Genomic DNA, 18,823 nt, shown 5'->3' with positions numbered 1-18,823 from the left:
GTTGTTGCGCCCCCCCAACACCCCCCCGCGCCGGGGGGCGGGGGGGGGGGGGGGGGGGCGGCGGGGGGGGGCGGGGGGGCCGCCCCCCCCCCCCCGGCGGACGCCCCGGGGCCCGCGGCGCGCCGCACGGCACCGACCTCGGCCCTGGGCACCGGGCGGACACGCGGCGGAACTTCTCCCGCAGTTCGCTCGAAGGCCACCCGGCCGGGCGCCACTGCTCCTAGTCTGCGGGCGACGACCACCACCGCCCCGCCATCAGTGCGAGCTAGGAGCACCCATGACGTACCGTCCGCTCGACGGCAGCACCCCGGCCGAGTCCGTCCAGGGCCCGGCGTCCTCGCGCCGCCGGTTCCTGCGCGCGACCGGTGCCGCCGGCCTGGGCGCGGCCGCGTTCGCCGCCACCGGCGGCGAGGCGCTCGCGGCCCCGGCCGGAGACCAGCCCGACGCCGCCGACGAGCGCGGCAGCGCCGCGGCGCCGGCCGGTACCCGCTCCCCGGTCCGCACCGGGACCGGCCTGGACCGGCTGCCGCACCCGCTGGTCATCGGCCACCGCGGCGCCCCCGGCTACCGCCCGGAGGAGACCCTGGGCTCCTACGAGCTGGCCCTGGAGCTCGGCGCGGACGTCATCGAGCCGGACCTCGTCCCCACCAAGGACGGTCACCTGGTGGTCCGGCACGAGAACAACATCGTGGAGACCACCGATGTCGCCGACCACCCCGAGTTCGCGGGGCGCAGGACCACCAGGACGATCGACGGCGTGCCGCAGACCGGCTGGTTCACCGAGGACTTCACGCTCGCCGAGCTGCGCACCCTGCGGGCCAAGGAGCGCCTGCCGCAGCAGCGCCAGCGCAACACCCTGTACGACGGCCGCTGGCCGGTGCTCACCTTCCGCGAGCTCGCCGACTTCGCGAAGAAGCGCGGGCGGGAGCTCGGCCGCGAGGTCTGGCTGTACCCGGAGACCAAGCACCCGAGCTACTTCCGCTCGATCGGCCTCCCGCTGGAGGAGCGGCTCGCCGACGAGCTGCGCCGGGCGGGCCTGGCCGGCCGGCGCGGGCGGGCGATCCTGCAGTCCTTCGAGCCGAGCAGCCTGCAGCGGCTGTCGAAGCTGGTCGAGAACCCGCGGATCCAGCTGCTCGGCGGTGCGACCACCCAGCCGTACGACTTCGTGCTGGCCGGGGACCGGCGCACGGTGGCCGACCTGGTCACCCCGGAGGGGCTGCGCTGGATCGCCTCCTTCGCCCACGGCATCGGCCCGACCACCCAGCTGATCGCGCCGGTGGACGCGAGCGGCAAGCTCCAGCCGCCGACCACGCTGGTGCGCGACGCGCACACGGCCAACCTGCTGCTGCACCCGTACACGGTGCGCAACGAGAACGGCTTCCTGCCGCTGGACTACCGCCGCGGCACCGACCCGAACGCCTACGGTGACGCGATCGGGTGGGCCCGCTACCTCTACGAGCTGGGCGTGGACGGCTTCTTCACCGACCAGACGGACACCAGTGTGCTGGCCCGGCAGGACTTCTGGGCCGCCAAGGGCGTCAACTGACCGACCGGCGCCCGTCGACGGCTGTGCCCCGGACCGTAGGGCGGTCCGGGGCACAGCCGTCGGCCGGTCAGGTCAGCCGTCGCTCTGCGGGCTGTCCGTGCGGTCCTCGCCGCCGTGCTGGGCGGGCGCGGTCTGCTCGTTCGGCGCGGTCTGCTGGGTCGGCTGGGTGGACCGCGGCCGCCCCGGGTCCGCCGTCCGCCCGCCGGTGGCCGCGGCCGGCCCGGTCGGCGTGCTGCCGGTGCCGCCCGGGCTCCCGCTCGCGCTGCCACTGGCACCGGGGTCGCGCCTGGGCGGCGGATCGGGGATGTAGACGGTCTCGAAGGTCTCCTCCGGCACGCCCTTGAGCGCCTGGTTCATCGCCAGCTGCCAGATCGGGCCCGGGCCGGTGGCCCCGAAGATCTCCGGGTAGTACTTGCCCCCGATCCGGATGTTCTTCATCGGCACGCCCTTGGCCGGGCCGCCGAGCCAGACCGAGGCGGCCAGGTTGGCGGTGTAGCCGCTGAACCAGGCCGACTTCTTCTCGTCGGTGGTACCGGTCTTGCCCGCGATCTGCCGGTCACCGTCCAGCCCGAGGTCGCGCGCGGTGCCCCCCTTCTCGGTCACCCCGAGCAGCACGGTGTTGATGACGTCCGCGGTGTCCTCGGACATCACCCGGTCGCACTTCTCGGGGACGACCGGCACGTCCTTGCCGTCGACCGTGGTGATCCGGTTGATCGCCACCGGCGCGCAGTGGGTGCCCCGGGCGGCGAAGGTCGCGTAGACGTTGGCCATCACCAGCGGGCTCACCTCCTGGGTGCCGAGGCCCAGGGCCGGCAGCTCCTGGAGCGGATCGCCGCTGGCCTTGGTCGCGACACCCAGCCTGTTGGCCATCTGCTTGACCGCGCAGAGGCCGATCTCCTGCTCCATCTGGACGAAGTAGGTGTTGACCGAGAGGGCCATCGCCTGCTTCAGGTCGTACGGCCCGACCTCCCTCTCCGACTCGTTGGGGATCGAGCCGCCCTTCTTGCCCTTGTCCAGGTTCTTCCAGGTGCCGTCGCAGGTCTTCATCGTCGGCCAGTCCATCCGGTTCGGCGACGGGTAGATCTGGGTGTCCGGCAGGCCGGCCTCCAGTGCGGCGGCGGCGACGATCGGCTTGAAGTTGGAGCCCGGCTGGAAGCCGTTGCCGCCGCCCATCGCCGCGTCGACGTTGTAGTTGACGACGGTCTGGTTCTTGTTCGGGTCCAGACCGTAGGGGCGGGTCTGGGCCATCGCCAGGATCTTGCCACTGCCCGGTTCGACCATCGTGATCGCCGCCGAGACGGGGTCGGTGACGTACACCTTCTTGGTGACGGCGCTCTGGGCGGCGGCCTGCTTGTCGGGGTCGAGGGTGGTGTAGATGTTCAGGCCGCCCTGGTCCCACAGCTTCTTGCGCTCCGCGGCGCTCTTGCCGAACACCGGGTCCTGCTTGACCACGTGCCGGACGTAGTCGCAGAAGAAGCCCATGCCGGCGTTGGCGGTGATGCAGCCGTTCTGCGGGTCCTTGTACGCCAGGCCCAGCGGGGCGGCCTTGGCGTCCCGGGCCTGCGCGGCGGTGAGGTGCTTGTTCTCCACCATCTTGTCGATGACGGTGTCGCGGCGCTTCTGGGCGGCGACGGGGTGCAGCTTGGGGTCGTACTGGGACGGGTTCTGCACCAGACCCGCGAGCATCGCGGCCTCGGGGACGGTCAGGTCCTTGGCGTCCTTGCTGAAGTACCGCTGGGAGGCGGCCTGGATGCCGTACGCCTGGTGGCCGTAGAAGGTGATGTTCAGGTAGTTGGTGAGGATCTGGTCCTTGGTCAGGTCCTCCTCCAACTTGATGGCGTACTTGAGTTCCTGGATCTTGCGGCCGAGCGTCTTGCGCTGCGCCTCCAGGACGGCGGCCTGGTCGTCGCCGGCCTTCTCCACGTTGACGTTCTTCACGTACTGCTGGGTCAGCGTCGAGGCGCCCTGGACGGTGGTGCCGCTCTCGGCGTTCTTGGTGGCGGCCCGGAGCACACCCTTGAGGTCGACCGCGCCGTGCTCGTAGAAGCGGGCGTCCTCGATGTCCACCTGGGCCTGGCGTATCAGCGGTGACATCTGGTCGGCGGGTATGACGGTGCGGTCGCGCTCGTAGACCTTGGCGATCAACCCGCCCTTGGCGTCGTAGATCTGGGAGGCCTGGCTGAGCGGCGGGGTCTTGAAGTCGTCCGGGATGTTGTCGAAGCTGTCCGCGGTGTTCTTGGCGGTCAGCCCGAGCGCGCCGGCCGCGGGCAGGGCCACGCCCGCGAGCAGCACCCCCGCCAGCGTGCTGTAGCCGAGGAACTTCACCGCGTGACCCGCCAGGGCGAGCGGGCTCTCGCGGCGCGGGGGACGCGGGACCCAGGTGTCGCCCGGGTCCGGGGAGGAGGTGCGGCGACTCTTCCGTGACATAGGCGGAACACTACGTCCACGAAAACCCTGTACGGGGCGGGTGTTGGCCAAGCTTTGTCACAAATCGGCGACAGATTCACCTCATCGGAGCCGGTCGGACACCCGGCTCCGGAGGCGCCCCGGCCGCGACCGGACCGTTCGTCCACGCCCGTTCGGCGCGACCGGCCCCGCACCCCGGCCGCGCCGGCCGTCAGCCCGTGCGGCGCTTCTTGCGCAGGCCGAACACGGCGCCCAGCACGGCGAGGACGAAGAGCACGCCCAGCGCGCGGTCCGAGGGCCCCCCGGACGAGGAGGACGAGGAGGACCCGGCGGCGCCACCCGGGGCCGCGGAGCCGGACGGCGCCGCGGCCGCGCCGGAGGACGGCGCGGCGGAGGGCAGCGGCCGGACGCTGTCCGGGAGTTGGTCGTCGTCGAGCGGCGACCGCCACACCGGACTGTTCTTGCCCTCACTGCCGTAGAGCAGCGCCCGGCCGTCCGCGGTGAAGGTCACCGACTCGCCCTGCCGCTGCAAGGGGGTGGAGAGCGAGGCGAGTTGGGCCGGCGCGCCGTCCTGCCAGCGGTACAGGGTGGCGGCGAAGTAGCCGCGCAGGACGAGCCGGGTGCCGTCCGGGGAGAACGCGCCGTCGGTCACCCAGGGGACGTCGGCGATCCGGCGGAAGGTGTTCACCCCGGTCGCGGAGAGGGTGTCCGGCCCCTGGTAGAGGCTGCCGCCGCCCTGCTTCTTGCTCGCGATGTACGCCCGGCCGGTGACCGGGTGGACCATCAGCGCCTCGGCGTCGCGCGGGCCGTCCTCGTACCGCACCCGGTAGCGGACCACGTCCACCGTCCGGTCGCGCAGCTCGGCGGGCTCGGCGAAGGCGTAGATCCAGACCTCGGGCCACTTGCCGCCGAGGTTGTCGCCGATGTCCCCGACGTAGACCCGTCCGTCCGGGCCGATCGAGATCGCCTCCACGTCGCGCGGTTCGATGCCGCGCAGGGTGACGGTGGCGACGGTGCGCCCCTGCGAGTCGACCGCGTAGACGTACGGGCCGTCGTCGCTGTCGTTGTGCGTCCAGTAGACGCCGGGGTGGGTGGGGCTCGCGGCGAGGCCGCTGGACTCGGTGATGCGCGGGTCGGAGATGGTGAACGCCTGCCCGGCGGCGCCGTCGGCCGCCCGGGCGGGCGGGGCGCCGACCGCGAAGGCCCCGAGAGCGGCCGCCGTCGTCCAGGCGGCCGCGAGCAGCGCCGCCGCGGTGCGGGCCGCCGCACGATCGCGCCGTCGCCGCGTGTTCGTTCGCATCCTCAGCACCCGGCGATCCTCCCACGCCGACCCGGGCGGGCAGCGGCGCGACCGCCGATCCCCCTTCTCGTCACCTTGACGAGATCAAGGGGCCGGGAATATCGTCGCAATGACGAAAAGGGAAGGAGCCCTCCATGGCCGACATCACCAAGCGGTTCGGACTGCGCCACCTGCGCGCCGTCCCGACCGCCCACATCCGCCACCTGCACCGGGGCAAGGTCGTCCACGACGGCGCCGGCCTGGCCTTCTGGTTCCGGCCGCTCGCCGCCGCCCTCTCCGAGGTGCCGGTGGACGACCGCGAACTGGCCATGCTGTTCCACGCGCGCACCGCCGACTTCCAGGACGTCACCGTGCAGGCCACGCTGACCTACCGGATCACCGAGCCCGCCGTCGCCGCCGCCCGGGTCGACTTCGGCATCGACCCCGACAGCGGCGCCTGGCGTGCCGCCCCGCTCGACCAACTCGCCACCCTGCTCACCGAGACCGCCCAGCAGCACGCCCTCGGCCTGCTCGCCCGCACCCCGCTCGCCGCCGCGCTGGCCGACGGCGTCAGCGCCGTCCGCGACCGGATGGCGGCGGGCCTCGCCGGCGAACCGCGCATCGCCGAGACCGGGCTCGCCGTGATCGCCGTCCGGGTGGTCGCCCTGCGCCCCGAACCCGAGGTGGAGCGCGCGCTGCGCACCCCCGCCCGCGAACTCGTCCAGCAGGAGGCCGACCGGGCCACCTTCGAGCGGCGCGCCGTCGCCGTCGAGCACGAACGCGGCATCGCCGAGAACGAACTCGCCAACCGGATCGAGCTGGCCCGCCGGGAGAAGCAGCTGCTCACCCAGCAGGGCGCCAACACCCGCCTGCAGGCCGAGGACGAGGCCGTCGCCGACCGCGTCCGCGCCGAGGCCGAGGCCGAACGCCGCACCAGACTGGCCACCGCCGAGGCGGACGCCGCCCGCGCCCTGGGCGAGGCCCGGGCCACCGCCGAGGCCGCCTGGCTCACCGCGCACCAGCAGGCCGACCCGGCCGTGCTGCGGGCCCTCGCCCTGATGCGGCTGGCCGAGCACCTGCCCCGGATCGAGAACGTCACCGTCACCCCGGACCTGCTCACCGGGCTGCTCAGCCGGCTCTCCACCAGCGCGGGTGAGCCGTGACCCTCGCGCCCCGGGCCGTCCTGGTGCACCGCCGCACCGAGTACGAGGAACTGCTCGCCCACCACGGGACCCCGGGGCAGGCCGCGTTCTTCCTCGCCGCCCGCGGCCGGTCGGTGACCGAGGTCGAGGAACGCCACCGCCGCCAGGCCGACGCGCTCGCCCGGGCCGCCGCCGCCGTGCCGCTGGAGTGGCGGCGCACCCGGGTCGAACGGGCCGACCTGCCCCGCTTCCTGTTCGAGCCCGAGGACGTGGTGGTCGTGGTCGGCCAGGACGGGCTGGTCGCCAACGTCGCCAAGTACCTGGACGGCCAGCCGGTGATCGGCGTGGACGCCGACCCCGGCCGCAACCCCGGCGTCCTGGTCCGCCACCGCGCCGACGCGCTGCCCACCCTGCTGCCGGCCGCCGTCGCGCGCACCGGCGCCCGTCACCTGGAGGAGCGCACCATGGTCGAGGCGGTCGCGGACGACACCCAGCGACTGCTGGCCCTCAACGAGGTGTACGTCGGACAGCCCGGCCACCAGACCGCCCGGTACCGGCTGACGGTGGACGGCGCCCCGGACAGCGCCTCGGACAGCGGCACGGCCGGCCGGAGTTCGAGCCGCCCACCGGTGGACGACCGGCCGCGGGCCGACCCGCCCGAGCCGCAGGCCTCCTCCGGCGTGCTGGTCGGCACCGGCACGGGCGCCACCGGCTGGTGCCGCTCCGCCTGGTTGGAGCGCGGCGCCCCACTGGCCCTCCCGGAGGCCGCCGCGCCCGCGCTGGCCTGGTTCGTCCGCGAGGCCTGGCCGTCCCCCGCCACCGGTACCAGTCGGGTTCACGGGGTGCTCGACGGCGGCCGCCAGCTGGTGCTGACCGTCGAGTCGGACCGGCTGGTCGCCTTCGGCGACGGAATCGAGACGGACGCGCTGGAGCTGACCTGGGGGCAGAGCGTCCGGCTGGGCGTGGCCGCGACCCGGCTGCGCCTGCTCGGCTGAACCGCCGCACCGCCGGACCGCCGGACCGCTGAGCCGCTGAGCCGCTGAGCCGCTGAGCCGCCGGACGGCGTCGCGCTACGGGAGGGTCAGGATGCGCGGCCCCTGCTCGGTGATCGCCACGGTGTGCTCGAAGTGCGCGGCACGGCTGCCGTCCGTGGTCCGCAAGGTCCAGCCGTCCTCGTCGGTCAGGTAGTCGTCCCGGCCGCCGGCCGTCAGCATCGGTTCGATGGCGAGCACCAGCCCGGGCTTGAGCGGGTAACCCCGGCCCGGGCGGCCTTCGTTGGGCACGTGCGGGTCCTCGTGCATCCGGCGCCCGATGCCGTGCCCGCCGAACCCCTCCGGCAGCCCGTAGCGGGCTCCGCGCGCGACGGCGGCGATCGCGTGCGCGATGTCACCGGTCCGGTTGCCGACCACGGCGGCGGCGATCCCGGCCGCCAGGGCCCGCCGGGTGGCGTCGATCAGCGCGTCGTCCGCCGCACGGGGCGTCCCGACCGTGAAGCTCACGGCGGCGTCGCCCGCCCAGCCGTCCAGCACGGCCCCGCAGTCGATGCTGACCAGGTCGCCGTCGCGCAGCCGGTACCCGTCCGGAATGCCGTGCACCACCGCGTCATTGACGGAGGCGCAGATCACCGCCGGGAACGGCACCGGCGCGAACGACGGCCGGTACCCGAGGAACGGTGACACCGCTCCCGCCTCCCGCAGCACCCCACGCGCCACCTCGTCCAGCTCCAGCAGGCTCACCCCGGCTCCCGACGCCCGCTCCACGGCCGCCAGCGCGTCGGCCACCACCCGGCCGGCCTCCCGCATCGCCGCCAGCGCCGCATCCGACTTGAGCTCCACCATGACGTCCCCTCTCAACTCTCAACGTGAATCCAATTCTTATACCGGTATATCTATCACGGTCGGGGCGGGACTAGGATCGGCACATGGTGAGGACTCCGCTGACCCCTTGGGAACGCGAGCGCGGCGAGCGCTTCGGCGCACTGCTCCGCGCGGCCCGCGGCACGCGCAGCATGGTCGAGATCGCGTCGGTGGCGGGCATCTCCTCGGAGACCCTCCGCAAGATCGAGACCGGCCGCGCCCCCACACCGGCCTTCTTCACGATCGCCGCGCTCGCCTACGCCCTCGACCTCTCGCTCGACGAGCTCGCCGCCGCCTGCGCGCTCCCGGACGACGGCGAGGCGCTCTCGGCGTAGCCGGGCGGAGCCGCTCGACGACGGCGCCGGCCGGTCGACTTTCCGCATCCGCACCACATCGCCGGGAGCGATCCGGCAGCATCGTCGTACCGCCGATGCGCGCCCCTGCCCGCGATGCCTGCCCCGGGAGTTCCCGCTCATGATCGACGAAGTAGCCACGGCCGTTGCCACCGGAGCCGCCGGCAACGTCATCGCCCACCTGCTGACCGGCCGGGCGGACGCCCTGCGCACCCGCGTGGCCGCCGTCTTCCGGCGAGGGACGGCGCAGCAGCGGACCGAGGCGCTGACGGCCCTGGAGCACGACCGCGCCGCCCTCGCCGAGCGCCGGGAGTCCGAGACCGCGGTCGCCGCACGCTGGACCGACCGCTTCCTCACCCAGCTCGACGCCCACCCCGAGGCCCGCGGCGACGTCGAGGCGCTGGCCGCGGGCTCCCCCTCCCGCGTCATCGGCGCGCAGCACAACCACGGCTCCGGCGTCTTCGTCGGGGGCGACAACCACGGTGGGATCACCGTCACCGGCCCGCGGTGACGGAGGTGACGGAGGTGACGGAGGTGACGCACTCCACCGGGAAGGACCCCGTGGAGCAGCACAACCACGGCTCCGGCGTCTTCGTCGGCCACGACAACTACGGCCCGATCCACCACCAGGCGGTCGATCCGGAGACCAAGCGGCTGCTCGCCGAGCTGTCCAGGCAGGCGCCCCCGCTGGCCCGCCTGCTCGGGACGGCGCTTCGCGACGGCCTGATCTCGCCGGAGACGGTGGCCACGCTGGCCGGTGTGGCCCGGCACATCAACGAGGACGTCGCGTACTCGCTCCGGACGGCCGGCGAGAACATCAACGAGGACGTCGCGTACTCACTCCGGACGGCCGGCGAGAACATCAACCGGAAGGTCGCGGACACCCTCGCGGACGCCGCGCGGACCCTCGACGGTGTCGACCTGGCCGGCCTACGGGAGGCAGCCGCCCGCCTCGACGCCAGCGCACGGGCCCTCGACGGTGTCGACCTGACCGGTCTTCAGGAGGTCGCCACCCGCCTCGACAGCACCGCGCGGCTCCTGACCGACACCACGACGGCCTTCGAACGGCTGCAGGACGGCAGTCGTCTGGAGCGGATCGCCGGCACGCTCACCCTCGCCGCCGACCGCATCGAGCGCACCGTGACCCCTCCCCCGCCGCAGCTCGTCGTCAATCGCAAGGCCACGGTCCAGGCCTTCCTCTGGGGCCTCGGCGCCGGTGCGGCGCTCGCCGCCTATCTGCTGGGCAGGTCCTGACCCCGCGTCCGCTCCGAACCGCGTCACCGGCGACGGACACCCGGACACCCGTGAGCGGCCGACCGACGGGAGTCGGGCGGCCGCTCACGGGCAGGGTGGTCCTCAGGCGGTGATGCCGCCGTCGAGGACGAGGTCGGCGCCGACGGTGTAGGCGGACTCGGGAGAGGCCAGGTGGAGGACGGCGGCGGCGATCTCCTCGACGGCGCCGGCCCGGCCGACCGGGACGTCGCCCCTCATCCGGTCGGCCTTGTCGGCGGCGTTCTCGCCGGGGCGGCTGGACATCGGGGTGTCCACCGGCCCGGGGCTGACGGAGTTGATCCGCACGCCCTCGCCGATGTGGTCGCGGGCCGCGCTGCGGGTGAGGGCGCTGACGGCGGCCTTGGTGACGGCGTAGGCGCCGAGGCCCGCGAGGCGCATGTGGACACCGAGGTTGGAGGCGATGTTGACGATGGCGCCGCCGCCCTGGGTGCGCATGTGGGCGATCTCGTACTTCATGGCGAGCCAGGTGCCCGTCAGGTTGGTGTCGACGACCCGCTGCCAGTCCTCCTCCCCGAGGTCCGCGACGGGTGCCACCGCGCCCAGGATGCCGGCGTTGTTGACGGCCACGTCCAGGGCCCCGAGGTGGGCGACCGTCTCCCGGACCAGCCGGGCGGCGTCGGCGCTGTTCGCGACGTCCCCCACCAGGGCGACGGCCTTACCGCCCTCCTCCTCGATCAGCCGGACCGTCTCGGCCAGCGAGCTCCCGGTGCGGCCGGCGACCGCGACGCGGGCCCCCTCCCGGGCGAACGCGAGGGCGATGGCGCGGCCGATGCCGGTGCCGCCACCGGTGACCAGGACGGACTTGTCGGCGAAACGCGTGCTCATGCGGAGTACTCCTCGGTGTGGGTGAACGGGGGTCGTGCGGTTCGGGGTCGGGCCAGGAAGGCGACCGCCACAGCGGTCAGCGCGAGGCCCGCGGCGGCGGCCGCGAAGGCGGCGGCGTAGCCGCCCACGGCGGTCGGGCGGGTGGCGGCGAGCGACATCAGGGCGGCCAGTCCGGCGGTCGGGCCCAGCTCCATCGCGGTGTTCAGGACGCCCGCCGCGAGGCCGGTCCGCTCGGGCCGGACGCCGCCGGTGGCGAGGACGGCCGCGCCGGCGAAGGCCGGACCGGCCCCGGCGGGCAGCAGGAGCAGGCCGGGCAGCAGGCCGGTGACGTACGGGGTGGCAGGGCCGACGCCGGCCAGCAGCGCCAGACCCCCGGCGGCCACGGCCAGGCCGCCGGCGGTGACGGCGGCGGGGCCGTGGCGGGCGGTCAGCGGGCCGGCCAGCCGACCGGCGGCGATCAGCACCACCGCGTACGGCAGGAACGCCGCCGAGGTGGCCAGCACGCCCCAGCCACGCAGCTGTTGGAGGTAGAGCGGGAGGACCAGGAAGGTCAGCGCGGTGCCGGCGGCGGTCGCCATGACGGCGGCCAGTGCGGTGAGCCGGCGGCGGTCGGCGAGGAAGCCGGGCGGCAGCAGCGGATCGGCGGTGCGCCGCTCGGCGACCGCGAAGGCCGCCAGCAGGGCGGTACCGAGAGCCAGCGGCAGGTACACCGGAGGCGCGCTCCAGGACAGTTCTCCGGAGGCGACCAGACCGTAACCGACCGCGCAGACACCGACGGTGGCGAGTACGGCGCCGCGCAGGTCGAGCGACGGTGGCGCGGTGTCGGCCGGCTCGGCCGCGGGCAGCCGGCGGCCGGAGAGCGCGAGTCCGGCCAGGGACACCAGGACCGGCACCGCGAACAGCCAGCGCCAGGACACCCAGGCGGCGACCGCCCCGGAGAGCAGGCTGCCGCCGGTGGCGCCGAGCACGGACAGTCCGCCCCAAGTGGCCATCGCCCGGCCGTAGTCGGCGGACCGGGGAAAGAGCGCCCGGACGACCGCGACCGCCGCCGGGGCGGCGAGGGCGGCGCCCACGCCCTGGGCGAACCGCGTCGCGAGCAGGATGGCGAAGGTGGGGGCGAGGGCGCAGGCGACCGAGGCGGCGGCCAGCAGGACGAGGCCCACCCGCAGCATCCGGCGGCCGCCGTGGCGGTCGGCGAGCCTGCCGCCGAGCAGGAGCAGGGAACTGAAGGAGAGACCGTAGGCGGCGCTGAGCAACAGGATGCCGGCCGGGCCCAGCCCCAACTCCCGGGCCACCAGGGGCAGCGGGACGGAGAGGATCATGATGGTGAAGATCAGCGTCGCCTGCACGGCGCCCAGCAGGGCGAACCCCGACCGCGGTGGCGCCGGCGAGGAGGCCGGCGAAGGTGCCCGCGCGGACCCCCGGACCGGCACGCCGGTGGGTAACCCAGTGGGTAACCCGGCGGGCACCCGCGAGGACGCCCCGGTGGACGCCCCAGTGGACGTCGCCATCCCCCGTATCATCGAACCCCCCTTATGATAATGACCGTTCGGTCCAGAATGCGGACAGCGGTAGGCGCCGACCTCCGAGCGACCACCCGCCGGCACCGTCACCGACCGTCGCCCCGGCGGCCCTCAGTCCAGCAGGGCGAGAGCCTGCTCGGCGGCGTCGCGCAGCCGGGCCGCGCCGTCCCCCGCCTTGCCGATCACGCGCATGCCCTGCATCAGCACCAGCAGCATCCGCGCCAGCGCCCGGGGATCGCGCCCCTCGGGCAGCTCCCCCTGCGCCTCGGCCCGGACCAACGCCGCCGTCAGCACCGTCTCCAGGTGACCGAGGCTGTCCGCCACCCGCCGGGCCGCGTCCGGGTCGTGCGGGGCGAGCTCGACGGCGGTGTTGGTGACGAAGCAGCCGCGCCGGAGCCCGGTCGCGCCGTCCTCGCCGGCCTCCGTCGCGAAGCGGCGGACCAGCCCGCGCACGGCCGGCAGTACCGGGCCGGGCTGCGACAGCTCGGCCAGCAGGACCGGATTGTGCTGGTCGCCGTAGCGCTCCAGCGCCCGCAGATAGAGCTCGCGCTTGCTGCCGAAGGTGGCGTAGATGCTGGCACGGGCGATCCCGAGCCCCTCGACCAGCTCCGCCATCGAAGTGGCCTCGTAGCCGCGCCGCCAGAACAGCTCCAGGGCCGCCTGCAGTGCCGCGTCGGGATCGAATTCCTTGGTCCGTGCCATGCCTGAACCTTAGTCATATCGAGAACGATCGGTCAAGAAAGTCGAGTCGGACGCCACAGAGGGCACCGGATAGCGGGCACATCGACCCGAACGTCGCTAGGGCAACGGGCCGTTGAGCCACGAACAACGGACGGTGAACAAATTCGAGCACAGTCGATTTGGCAGAGCATTGTCAGCCGACTTCAGATAAGGGTACCCTTACCGCCGCCCGTCCCCCCGCCCCCTCCCCCAGAGGAGACGTCCCCATGCCCGCTACTCCCCAACAAGCGGTCGACGCTGCCCGCCCCCTCGTCCTGACGGTCTTTCGCGTCGTCATCGGCCTGCTCTTCGCCTGCCACGGCGCCGCCTCGCTCTTCGGCATCCTCGGCGGCGCCAAGGGCGGCGGCTCCGTCCCGGTCGGCCAGTGGCCCGGCTGGTGGGCCGCGCTGATCCAACTCGTCGGCGGTGTACTGGTGCTGGTCGGCCTCGGCACCCGGACCGCCGCGCTGCTCTGCTCCGGCTCGATGGCCTACGCGTACTTCACCGTGCACCAGGAACACGCCCTGCTGCCGCTGCAGAACGGCGGCGAGGCCTCGGTGCTGTTCTGCTGGGCGTTCCTCGCGATCGCGGCGCTCGGCTCCGGCCCGTTCGCGGTGGACCGACTGCTCCCCCGGTGGACCGCCGGCCGGGCCTACGCCTCCGACCGGACCGCGCCCACCCCCCCCCCCCCCCCGCCCCGCTGCCCCCGCCGGGCCCCCGGCCCCCGCTCGCGGGCCCCCCGGGGCCGGCGCGCGGGGCCGCTCAGCCCTCGGCGAGGTGGCGCTCCACCGAGGCCACCTTCGCGGTGAGGCCGTCCGTGACCCCGGCCCGGTCGTCGATCTTGATCACGGTGCTCACCCGCCCGCTGTAGGCCTTCACGGCCTCGATCGCCGCCCGGATCACCGGCATCACCTCGTCCCACTCCCCCTCGACGCTGGTGAACATCGCGTCGGTGCGGTTCGGGAGCCCACTCGCGCGGACCACCCGGACGGCGGCGGCGACCGCCTCCCCCACCTCCTCGCCGGTCCCCAACGGGGTGACCGAAAACGCTGCGATCACGGCTCTGCTCCTCTCACCCGGTGCTGTCACGGCGCCCGGTCCGCCGAGCACCCCGGCGCCGCGACCAGGCTAGCCGCCCGACCGGGGCGGGCCGACCGGCCGCCCCGGTCGGGCCGCCGGACCGGACGGGCCATCCGATCGGACGGGCCGTCAGATCAGATAGGCCGTCAGGCCACCGTCGGCAGGGGCGGTTCGACCGCCAGCGGCGCGGAGCTGCGGGCGCGGTGCTGGTCGGCCCAGGTGCTGAGCGCCACCGTGCAGGCGTGGTCCAGGTGGCGCAGCCCCGACCAGTCCAGCTCGACCGGTCGGTCCGCCGGCAGCCGCTCCAGGGCGTCCAGCAGTCGGGGCAACCGCAGGAAGGTCGCGTTGCCGCTCAGACGGACCCGCAACGGCGCCCCGCCGAGCGCCGGGGCGCCCGCACCGCCACCCCCGGGAGCGGCGGGCTCCGGAAGGACCGGAACGTCCGGAGCGCCCGGGACCGGCAGCTCCTCCACCGCGATCTGCAGGTGCGAGGTCTGCCAGGCCGATTTGGCCACCGCCAGGCCGATGCCGATCAGCACCCCCTCGAACAGGTCGGTGGTGATGATCGCCACCGCCGTCACCGCGAGCACCGCCGCCTCGCCCCGGTGGCCGCGGCAGAGCCCGACGATCCGCCGGACCGGCACGAGCTTGGCGCCCGCGTGCACCAGCACGGCGGCCAGCGCCGTGAGCGGGACCAGGCCGAGCACCCCGGGCAGCAGGGCGGTGAACAGCAGCAGCCAGAATCCGTGCAGGACGCGCGAGGCCTTGCTGCGGGCGCCGGCCTGGACGTTGGCCGCGCTGCGGACGATCACCGCCGTCATCGGGAGCGCCCCCAGCAGCCCGCAGAGCGTGTTGCCGACGCCCTGGGCGGTGAGTTCGCGGTCGTAGTCGGTACGCGGGCCGTGGTGCATCCGGTCCACGGCGGCGGCGCTGAACAGCGTCTCGGCGGAGGCGATCAGGGTGAAGGCGAGGATGGTGCCGAGTCCGGCCGGGCCGGCCAGCGCGCCGAGCGCGTCCCGCTCCGGCAGCCGCACCACGTCCAGCAGACCGGAGACCCGGATCCGGGCGACCGGCAGGTCGGCGGCGGCGGTGACCGCCGCCGCGAGGCCCACCGCGGCCAGCGGCGCGGGCACCGCGCGGCCCACCCGGGCCGGCAGGTACTTCCAGAAGACCAGCACCAGCAGGGTCGCGGTGCCGAGGGCCACCGTGCCGGGTGCGGCCGCGCCGGTGACGACGTCGCGCAGCAGCGCGGGCAGACCGGCGATCTTCTCGGGCCCGGTCGCGGGCGCCTTGCGGTCGGCGAGCGCGTAGAGCTGGCCGAAGAGCAGGGTCAGGCCGATGCCGGCCAGCATGCCGTGCACCACGGAGGCGGACATCGCGCGGAACCAGCGGCCCAGTTTGAGCGCGCCCATGGCCAGCTGGAGCAGACCGGTGGCGAGCACCAGCACGCCCAGCGCGCCGACGCCGTACTCCTGGACGGCCTCGTAGACCAGGACGGTCAGCCCGGCGGCCGGGCCGCTGACCTGGAGGCTGCTGCCGGGCAGGGCGCCGACCACGAGGCCGCCGACGATCCCGGTGACCAGTCCGAGCTCGGCCGGGACGCCCGAGGCGACGGCCACGCCGACACAGAGCGGTACGGCGACCAGGAAGACCACCAGCGAGGACGGCAGGTCGAAGCGCCAGGGGACGGCCCGCAGGGCGCGGACCGGATCGCGGTGGCGCACCGCGCGGCGCGGGCGGGCCCGGCCCGGCGGGGCGCTCTTGCGGGGGCGGCCCGGCGGGCTCTTGCGCCGGCGGGGCAGGGCGCTCATCGGGCCACCACCGGGGAGTGGGCGAGGAGGAGGGAGGGACGGCAGGCGGGTCGGCGCATGGGTGCGTTCCTTCCGCGCGCCCGCCGACGGGGCGGACGCGCTGCTGGGGTGTCCGGCAGGCCGGGACACGGCTCGGCCGGGACGGACGGCGGAGAGGCGGCGGTCGGGCGCGCGGCTGCAGGCGAGCGACGGCAAGCGAGCGGCGGGCGGGCGGACGGGCGGCGGGCAGACGGGTTCCCCGGGCGCGGCGGGCGACGCGGTGCACCGGCGGGCCGGGCGGTACCTCGGCGGGGCACCCGGCGACGTCCGCGGCTCGCACGGCGCGGTCGGCGTCGGTACGGCGGCCGCCCGGGAGGCCCGGGCGTCGGCGGTGGGTGTCGGGGCGGGGCGAGTGGTGCGGTCAGGGGGCCTGTCCCTCGATCGGCTGTGCGCGGACCGGGCGGGCCGGTCCTGGACGGGACTCGACGGCCGGAGCTCCCCCGCTCCCCGGTCGACCCCAAATCCCCCTGCCAGCACCCGAGTTGAACATAGCAACCATGACGGGTCCGGCGTGCCACCGACGGTACCCAGCGCAGCGGACGGAGCCGACCTTGTCCACCGTCCCTTCACCCGAACCGCACACCGGAACCAAGTTCCGGGCCGGATCGGGGCATCGGCCGGGTACGCGCGTTCGGAGTCCGGACGGGTATGCGAACGAAGCCGGTGCGGGAAGGCCGCGCTTTGCAGGAAGGGACGACGACGGGGCCCGTCCGGCACCGGCGAACTGGAGGAACGGGTGATGGATCCGGCCGCGCCCGCCGTGACAGCCTGGCCCGACAGCCGACCGGCGCTCGCCCGACACCCCACCCGAGGCCCGCCACCTGCGGTTTCCCCCACCCCCGCCGCACGGTCGACTTCTACATTCTGTTGAAACCCCCCTTGACGCCCCGACGGGCCCCGCCGTACTTTGTTTCCGCATACAGAAACCGTTCTTCCGTATGGTGGAATTCTGGAGATGAGCCCTCCGACCCACTGCGGGCCGACGCAGGAGAAACCCGATGCCTCGTATGACAGCCGCCCGCGCGGCCGTGGAGATCCTCAAGCTCGAAGGCGTTGAGGTCGCGTTCGGCGTGCCGGGCGCGGCGATCAACCCCTTCTACCGGGCCCTCAAGGAGGGCGGCGGCATCCAGCACACGCTGGCCCGCCACGTCGAGGGCGCCTCCCACATGGCGGAGGGCTACACCCGCGCCAAGGCCGGCAACATCGGTGTCTGCATCGGCACCTCCGGCCCGGCCGGCACCGACATGATCACCGGCCTCTACTCGGCGATCGCCGACTCGATCCCGATCCTGTGCATCACCGGCCAGGCCCCGGTCTCCAAGCTGCACAAGGAAGACTTCCAGGCGGTCGACATCTCCTCGATCGCCAAGCCGGTCACCAAGAAGGCCACCACCGTGCTGGAGGCCGCGCAGGTCCCGGGCGTCTTCCAGGAGGCCTTCCACCTGATGCGCTCCGGCCGCCCGGGCCCGGTGCTCATCGACCTGCCGATCGACGTCCAGCTGACCGAGATCGAGTTCGACCCCGAGACCTACCAGCCGCTCCCGGTCTACAAGCCGCAGGCCAGCCGCGCCCAGGCCGAGAAGGCGCTCCAGTTCCTGCTGGAGTCCGAGCGTCCGCTGATCGTCTCCGGCGGCGGCATCATCAACGCCGACGCCTCCGACCTGCTGGTCGAGTTCGCCGAGCTCACCGGCGTCCCGGTCATCTCCACCCTGATGGGCTGGGGCACCATCCCCGACGACCACGCGCTGAGCGCCGGCATGGTCGGTGTCCAGACCTCGCACCGCTACGGGAACGCGACCTTCCTGGAGTCGGACTTCGTCCTCGGCATCGGCAACCGCTGGGCCAACCGCCACACCGGGTACAACCTGGAGGCGTACACCAAGGGCCGCAAGTTCGTCCACGTCGACATCGAGCCCACCCAGATCGGCAAGATCTTCGCCCCGGACTACGGCATCGCCTCCGACGCCAAGGCCGCGCTGGAGCTCTTCGTCCAGATCGCCAAGGAGCTCAAGGCCGAGGGCCGCCTGCCCGACTTCACCGCCTGGGCCGAGTCCGCCCAGGAGCGCAAGGCCACCCTGCAGCGCCGCACCCACTTCGACAACATCCCGATGAAGCCGCAGCGCGTCTACGAGGAGATGAACAAGGCCTTCGGCCCGGAGACCCGCTACGTCACCACCATCGGCCTCTCCCAGATCGCCGGCGCGCAGATGCTGCACGTCTACAAGCCGCGCCACTGGATCAACTGCGGCCAGGCCGGCCCGCTCGGCTGGACCATCCCGGCCGCGATCGGCGCCGCCACCGCCGACCCCGCGACCCCGATCGTGGCGCTCTCGGGCGACTACGACTTCCAGTTCATGATCGAGGAGCTGGCGGTCGCCGCCCAGCACAAGGTCCCCTACATCCACGTCCTCGTGAACAACGCCTACCTCGGCCTGATCCGCCAGGCCCAGGTCAACCTCGGCATCAACTTCGAGGTCAACCTGGAGTTCGAGAACATCAACGCCCCGGAGCTGGGTGCCTACGGCGTCGACCACGTCAAGGTCGCCGAGGGCCTGGGCGTCAAGGCGATCCGGGTCACCGACCCGAACGAGCTGGGCGCCGCCTTCGAGGAGGCCAAGAAGCTCGCCGCCGAGTACAGCGTCCCGGTCGTGGTCGAGGCCATCCTGGAGCGCATCACCAACATCTCGATGAGCAAGACCGTCGACATGAGCGACGTGACCGAGTTCGAGGAGCTCGCCACGCTGCCCGAGCACGCCCCCACGGCGATCAAGCCGCTGGCGCTCTGAGCCCCGCCGGTCCGGCGCCCCTAGGGGTGCCGGACCGGAGCCCGCCGGGTGCCCGCCCCCCCGCGCCCCCCGGGCCCCCCCGGGGGGGGGACCTACGGACCGGCCGCAAGGGGGGGGTGGGGCGGGCCGGCGGCCCGGGTCCAAAACGGGAAAACCCCCCCCCC

General features: G+C 74.1%; 15 protein-coding genes and 1 pseudogene. 8 read left to right on the top strand and 8 right to left on the bottom strand.

The annotated features are described in order from the left end of the window. Positions 1-277 precede the first annotated feature (277 nt). Positions 278-1,546: a glycerophosphodiester phosphodiesterase gene (locus ACFXHB_RS35605; protein WP_380579595.1), complete on the top strand. Its 1,269-nt coding sequence runs from the start codon at positions 278-280 to the stop codon at positions 1,544-1,546. A gap of 72 nt (positions 1,547-1,618) precedes the next feature. On the opposite strand, the gene ACFXHB_RS35600 is transcribed toward ACFXHB_RS35605, so the two are convergent. Then, positions 1,619-3,973, bottom strand: a complete 2,355-nt coding sequence (locus ACFXHB_RS35600; protein WP_380579593.1) for a transglycosylase domain-containing protein — start codon at positions 3,971-3,973, stop codon at positions 1,619-1,621. Between the two features lie 190 nt (positions 3,974-4,163). Beyond that, complete coding sequence (locus ACFXHB_RS35595; protein ID WP_380579591.1) at positions 4,164-5,252, bottom strand: hypothetical protein; 1,089 nt, start codon at positions 5,250-5,252, stop codon at positions 4,164-4,166. A 134-nt stretch (positions 5,253-5,386) separates the two neighbouring features. Here ACFXHB_RS35595 and ACFXHB_RS35590 point away from each other — a divergent pair, with 134 nt between their 5' ends. Further along, entirely contained in the window at positions 5,387-6,394 is a 1,008-nt protein-coding gene (locus ACFXHB_RS35590) for an SPFH domain-containing protein (protein WP_380579589.1), read from the top strand. Beyond that, entirely contained in the window at positions 6,391-7,368 is a 978-nt protein-coding gene (locus tag ACFXHB_RS35585) for a hypothetical protein (RefSeq protein WP_380579587.1), read from the top strand. The genes ACFXHB_RS35590 and ACFXHB_RS35585 overlap by 4 nt, the downstream gene beginning before the upstream one ends. 75 nt (positions 7,369-7,443) lie before the next feature. Here the strand turns inward: ACFXHB_RS35585 and map are convergent, their stop codons facing one another. After that, the gene (map, locus tag ACFXHB_RS35580) at positions 7,444-8,211 is read right to left on the bottom strand and encodes a type I methionyl aminopeptidase (RefSeq protein ID WP_380579585.1); all 768 of its coding nucleotides are present in this window, start codon (positions 8,209-8,211) and stop codon (positions 7,444-7,446) included. Between the two features lie 83 nt (positions 8,212-8,294). On the opposite strand from map, the gene ACFXHB_RS35575 reads away from it, so the two are divergent. The 3 genes from ACFXHB_RS35575 (at position 8,295) to ACFXHB_RS35565 (ending at position 9,836) form a co-directional block, all read left to right on the top strand. Beyond that, complete coding sequence (locus tag ACFXHB_RS35575; RefSeq protein WP_380579583.1) at positions 8,295-8,564, top strand: helix-turn-helix domain-containing protein; 270 nt, start codon at positions 8,295-8,297, stop codon at positions 8,562-8,564. 139 nt (positions 8,565-8,703) lie between these two features. Next, a complete protein-coding gene (locus ACFXHB_RS35570; RefSeq protein ID WP_380579581.1) occupies positions 8,704-9,093 on the top strand; it encodes a hypothetical protein in 390 nt (129 codons plus the stop codon). Between the two features lie 14 nt (positions 9,094-9,107). Beyond that, entirely contained in the window at positions 9,108-9,836 is a 729-nt protein-coding gene (locus tag ACFXHB_RS35565; RefSeq protein ID WP_380579579.1) for a hypothetical protein, read from the top strand. A gap of 102 nt (positions 9,837-9,938) precedes the next feature. On the opposite strand, the gene ACFXHB_RS35560 is transcribed toward ACFXHB_RS35565, so the two are convergent. The 3 genes from ACFXHB_RS35560 to ACFXHB_RS35550 all read right to left on the bottom strand — a co-directional run bounded on the left by ACFXHB_RS35560 (position 9,939) and on the right by ACFXHB_RS35550 (position 12,925). Beyond that, positions 9,939-10,700, bottom strand: a complete 762-nt coding sequence (locus tag ACFXHB_RS35560; RefSeq protein WP_380579577.1) for an SDR family NAD(P)-dependent oxidoreductase — start codon at positions 10,698-10,700, stop codon at positions 9,939-9,941. Continuing rightward, entirely contained in the window at positions 10,697-12,049 is a 1,353-nt protein-coding gene (locus ACFXHB_RS35555) for an MFS transporter (RefSeq protein WP_380579575.1), read from the bottom strand. Before ACFXHB_RS35555 ends, ACFXHB_RS35560 begins: the two co-directional genes overlap by 4 nt. Positions 12,050-12,334: 285 nt before the next feature. Further along, positions 12,335-12,925: a TetR/AcrR family transcriptional regulator gene (locus ACFXHB_RS35550; RefSeq protein ID WP_380579573.1), complete on the bottom strand. Its 591-nt coding sequence runs from the start codon at positions 12,923-12,925 to the stop codon at positions 12,335-12,337. 245 nt (positions 12,926-13,170) lie between these two features. On the opposite strand from ACFXHB_RS35550, the pseudogene ACFXHB_RS35545 reads away from it, so the two are divergent. Further along, a pseudogene (locus ACFXHB_RS35545) lies at positions 13,171-13,572 on the top strand (DoxX family protein); the annotation flags it as partial. Between the two features lie 133 nt (positions 13,573-13,705). Here ACFXHB_RS35545 and ACFXHB_RS35540 read toward each other — a convergent pair. Continuing rightward, the gene (locus ACFXHB_RS35540; RefSeq protein ID WP_380579570.1) at positions 13,706-14,002 is read right to left on the bottom strand and encodes an MTH1187 family thiamine-binding protein; all 297 of its coding nucleotides are present in this window, start codon (positions 14,000-14,002) and stop codon (positions 13,706-13,708) included. Positions 14,003-14,169: 167 nt separating this feature from the next. Continuing rightward, positions 14,170-15,834: a SulP family inorganic anion transporter gene (locus ACFXHB_RS35535; protein ID WP_380579568.1), complete on the bottom strand. Its 1,665-nt coding sequence runs from the start codon at positions 15,832-15,834 to the stop codon at positions 14,170-14,172. Between the two features lie 1,037 nt (positions 15,835-16,871). Between ACFXHB_RS35535 and gcl the strand changes: the two genes are divergently transcribed. Next, a complete protein-coding gene (gene gcl, locus ACFXHB_RS35530; protein WP_380579566.1) occupies positions 16,872-18,659 on the top strand; it encodes a glyoxylate carboligase in 1,788 nt (595 codons plus the stop codon). Positions 18,660-18,823: the final 164 nt, after the last annotated feature.

Origin of the sequence: Kitasatospora sp. NPDC059327 (assembly GCF_042752535.1) — a bacterium.
Classification (GTDB): domain Bacteria; phylum Actinomycetota; class Actinomycetes; order Streptomycetales; family Streptomycetaceae; genus Kitasatospora.
Note: the sequence above shows the minus strand (reverse complement) of the source record. Positions and strands in the feature narration are given on the sequence as shown.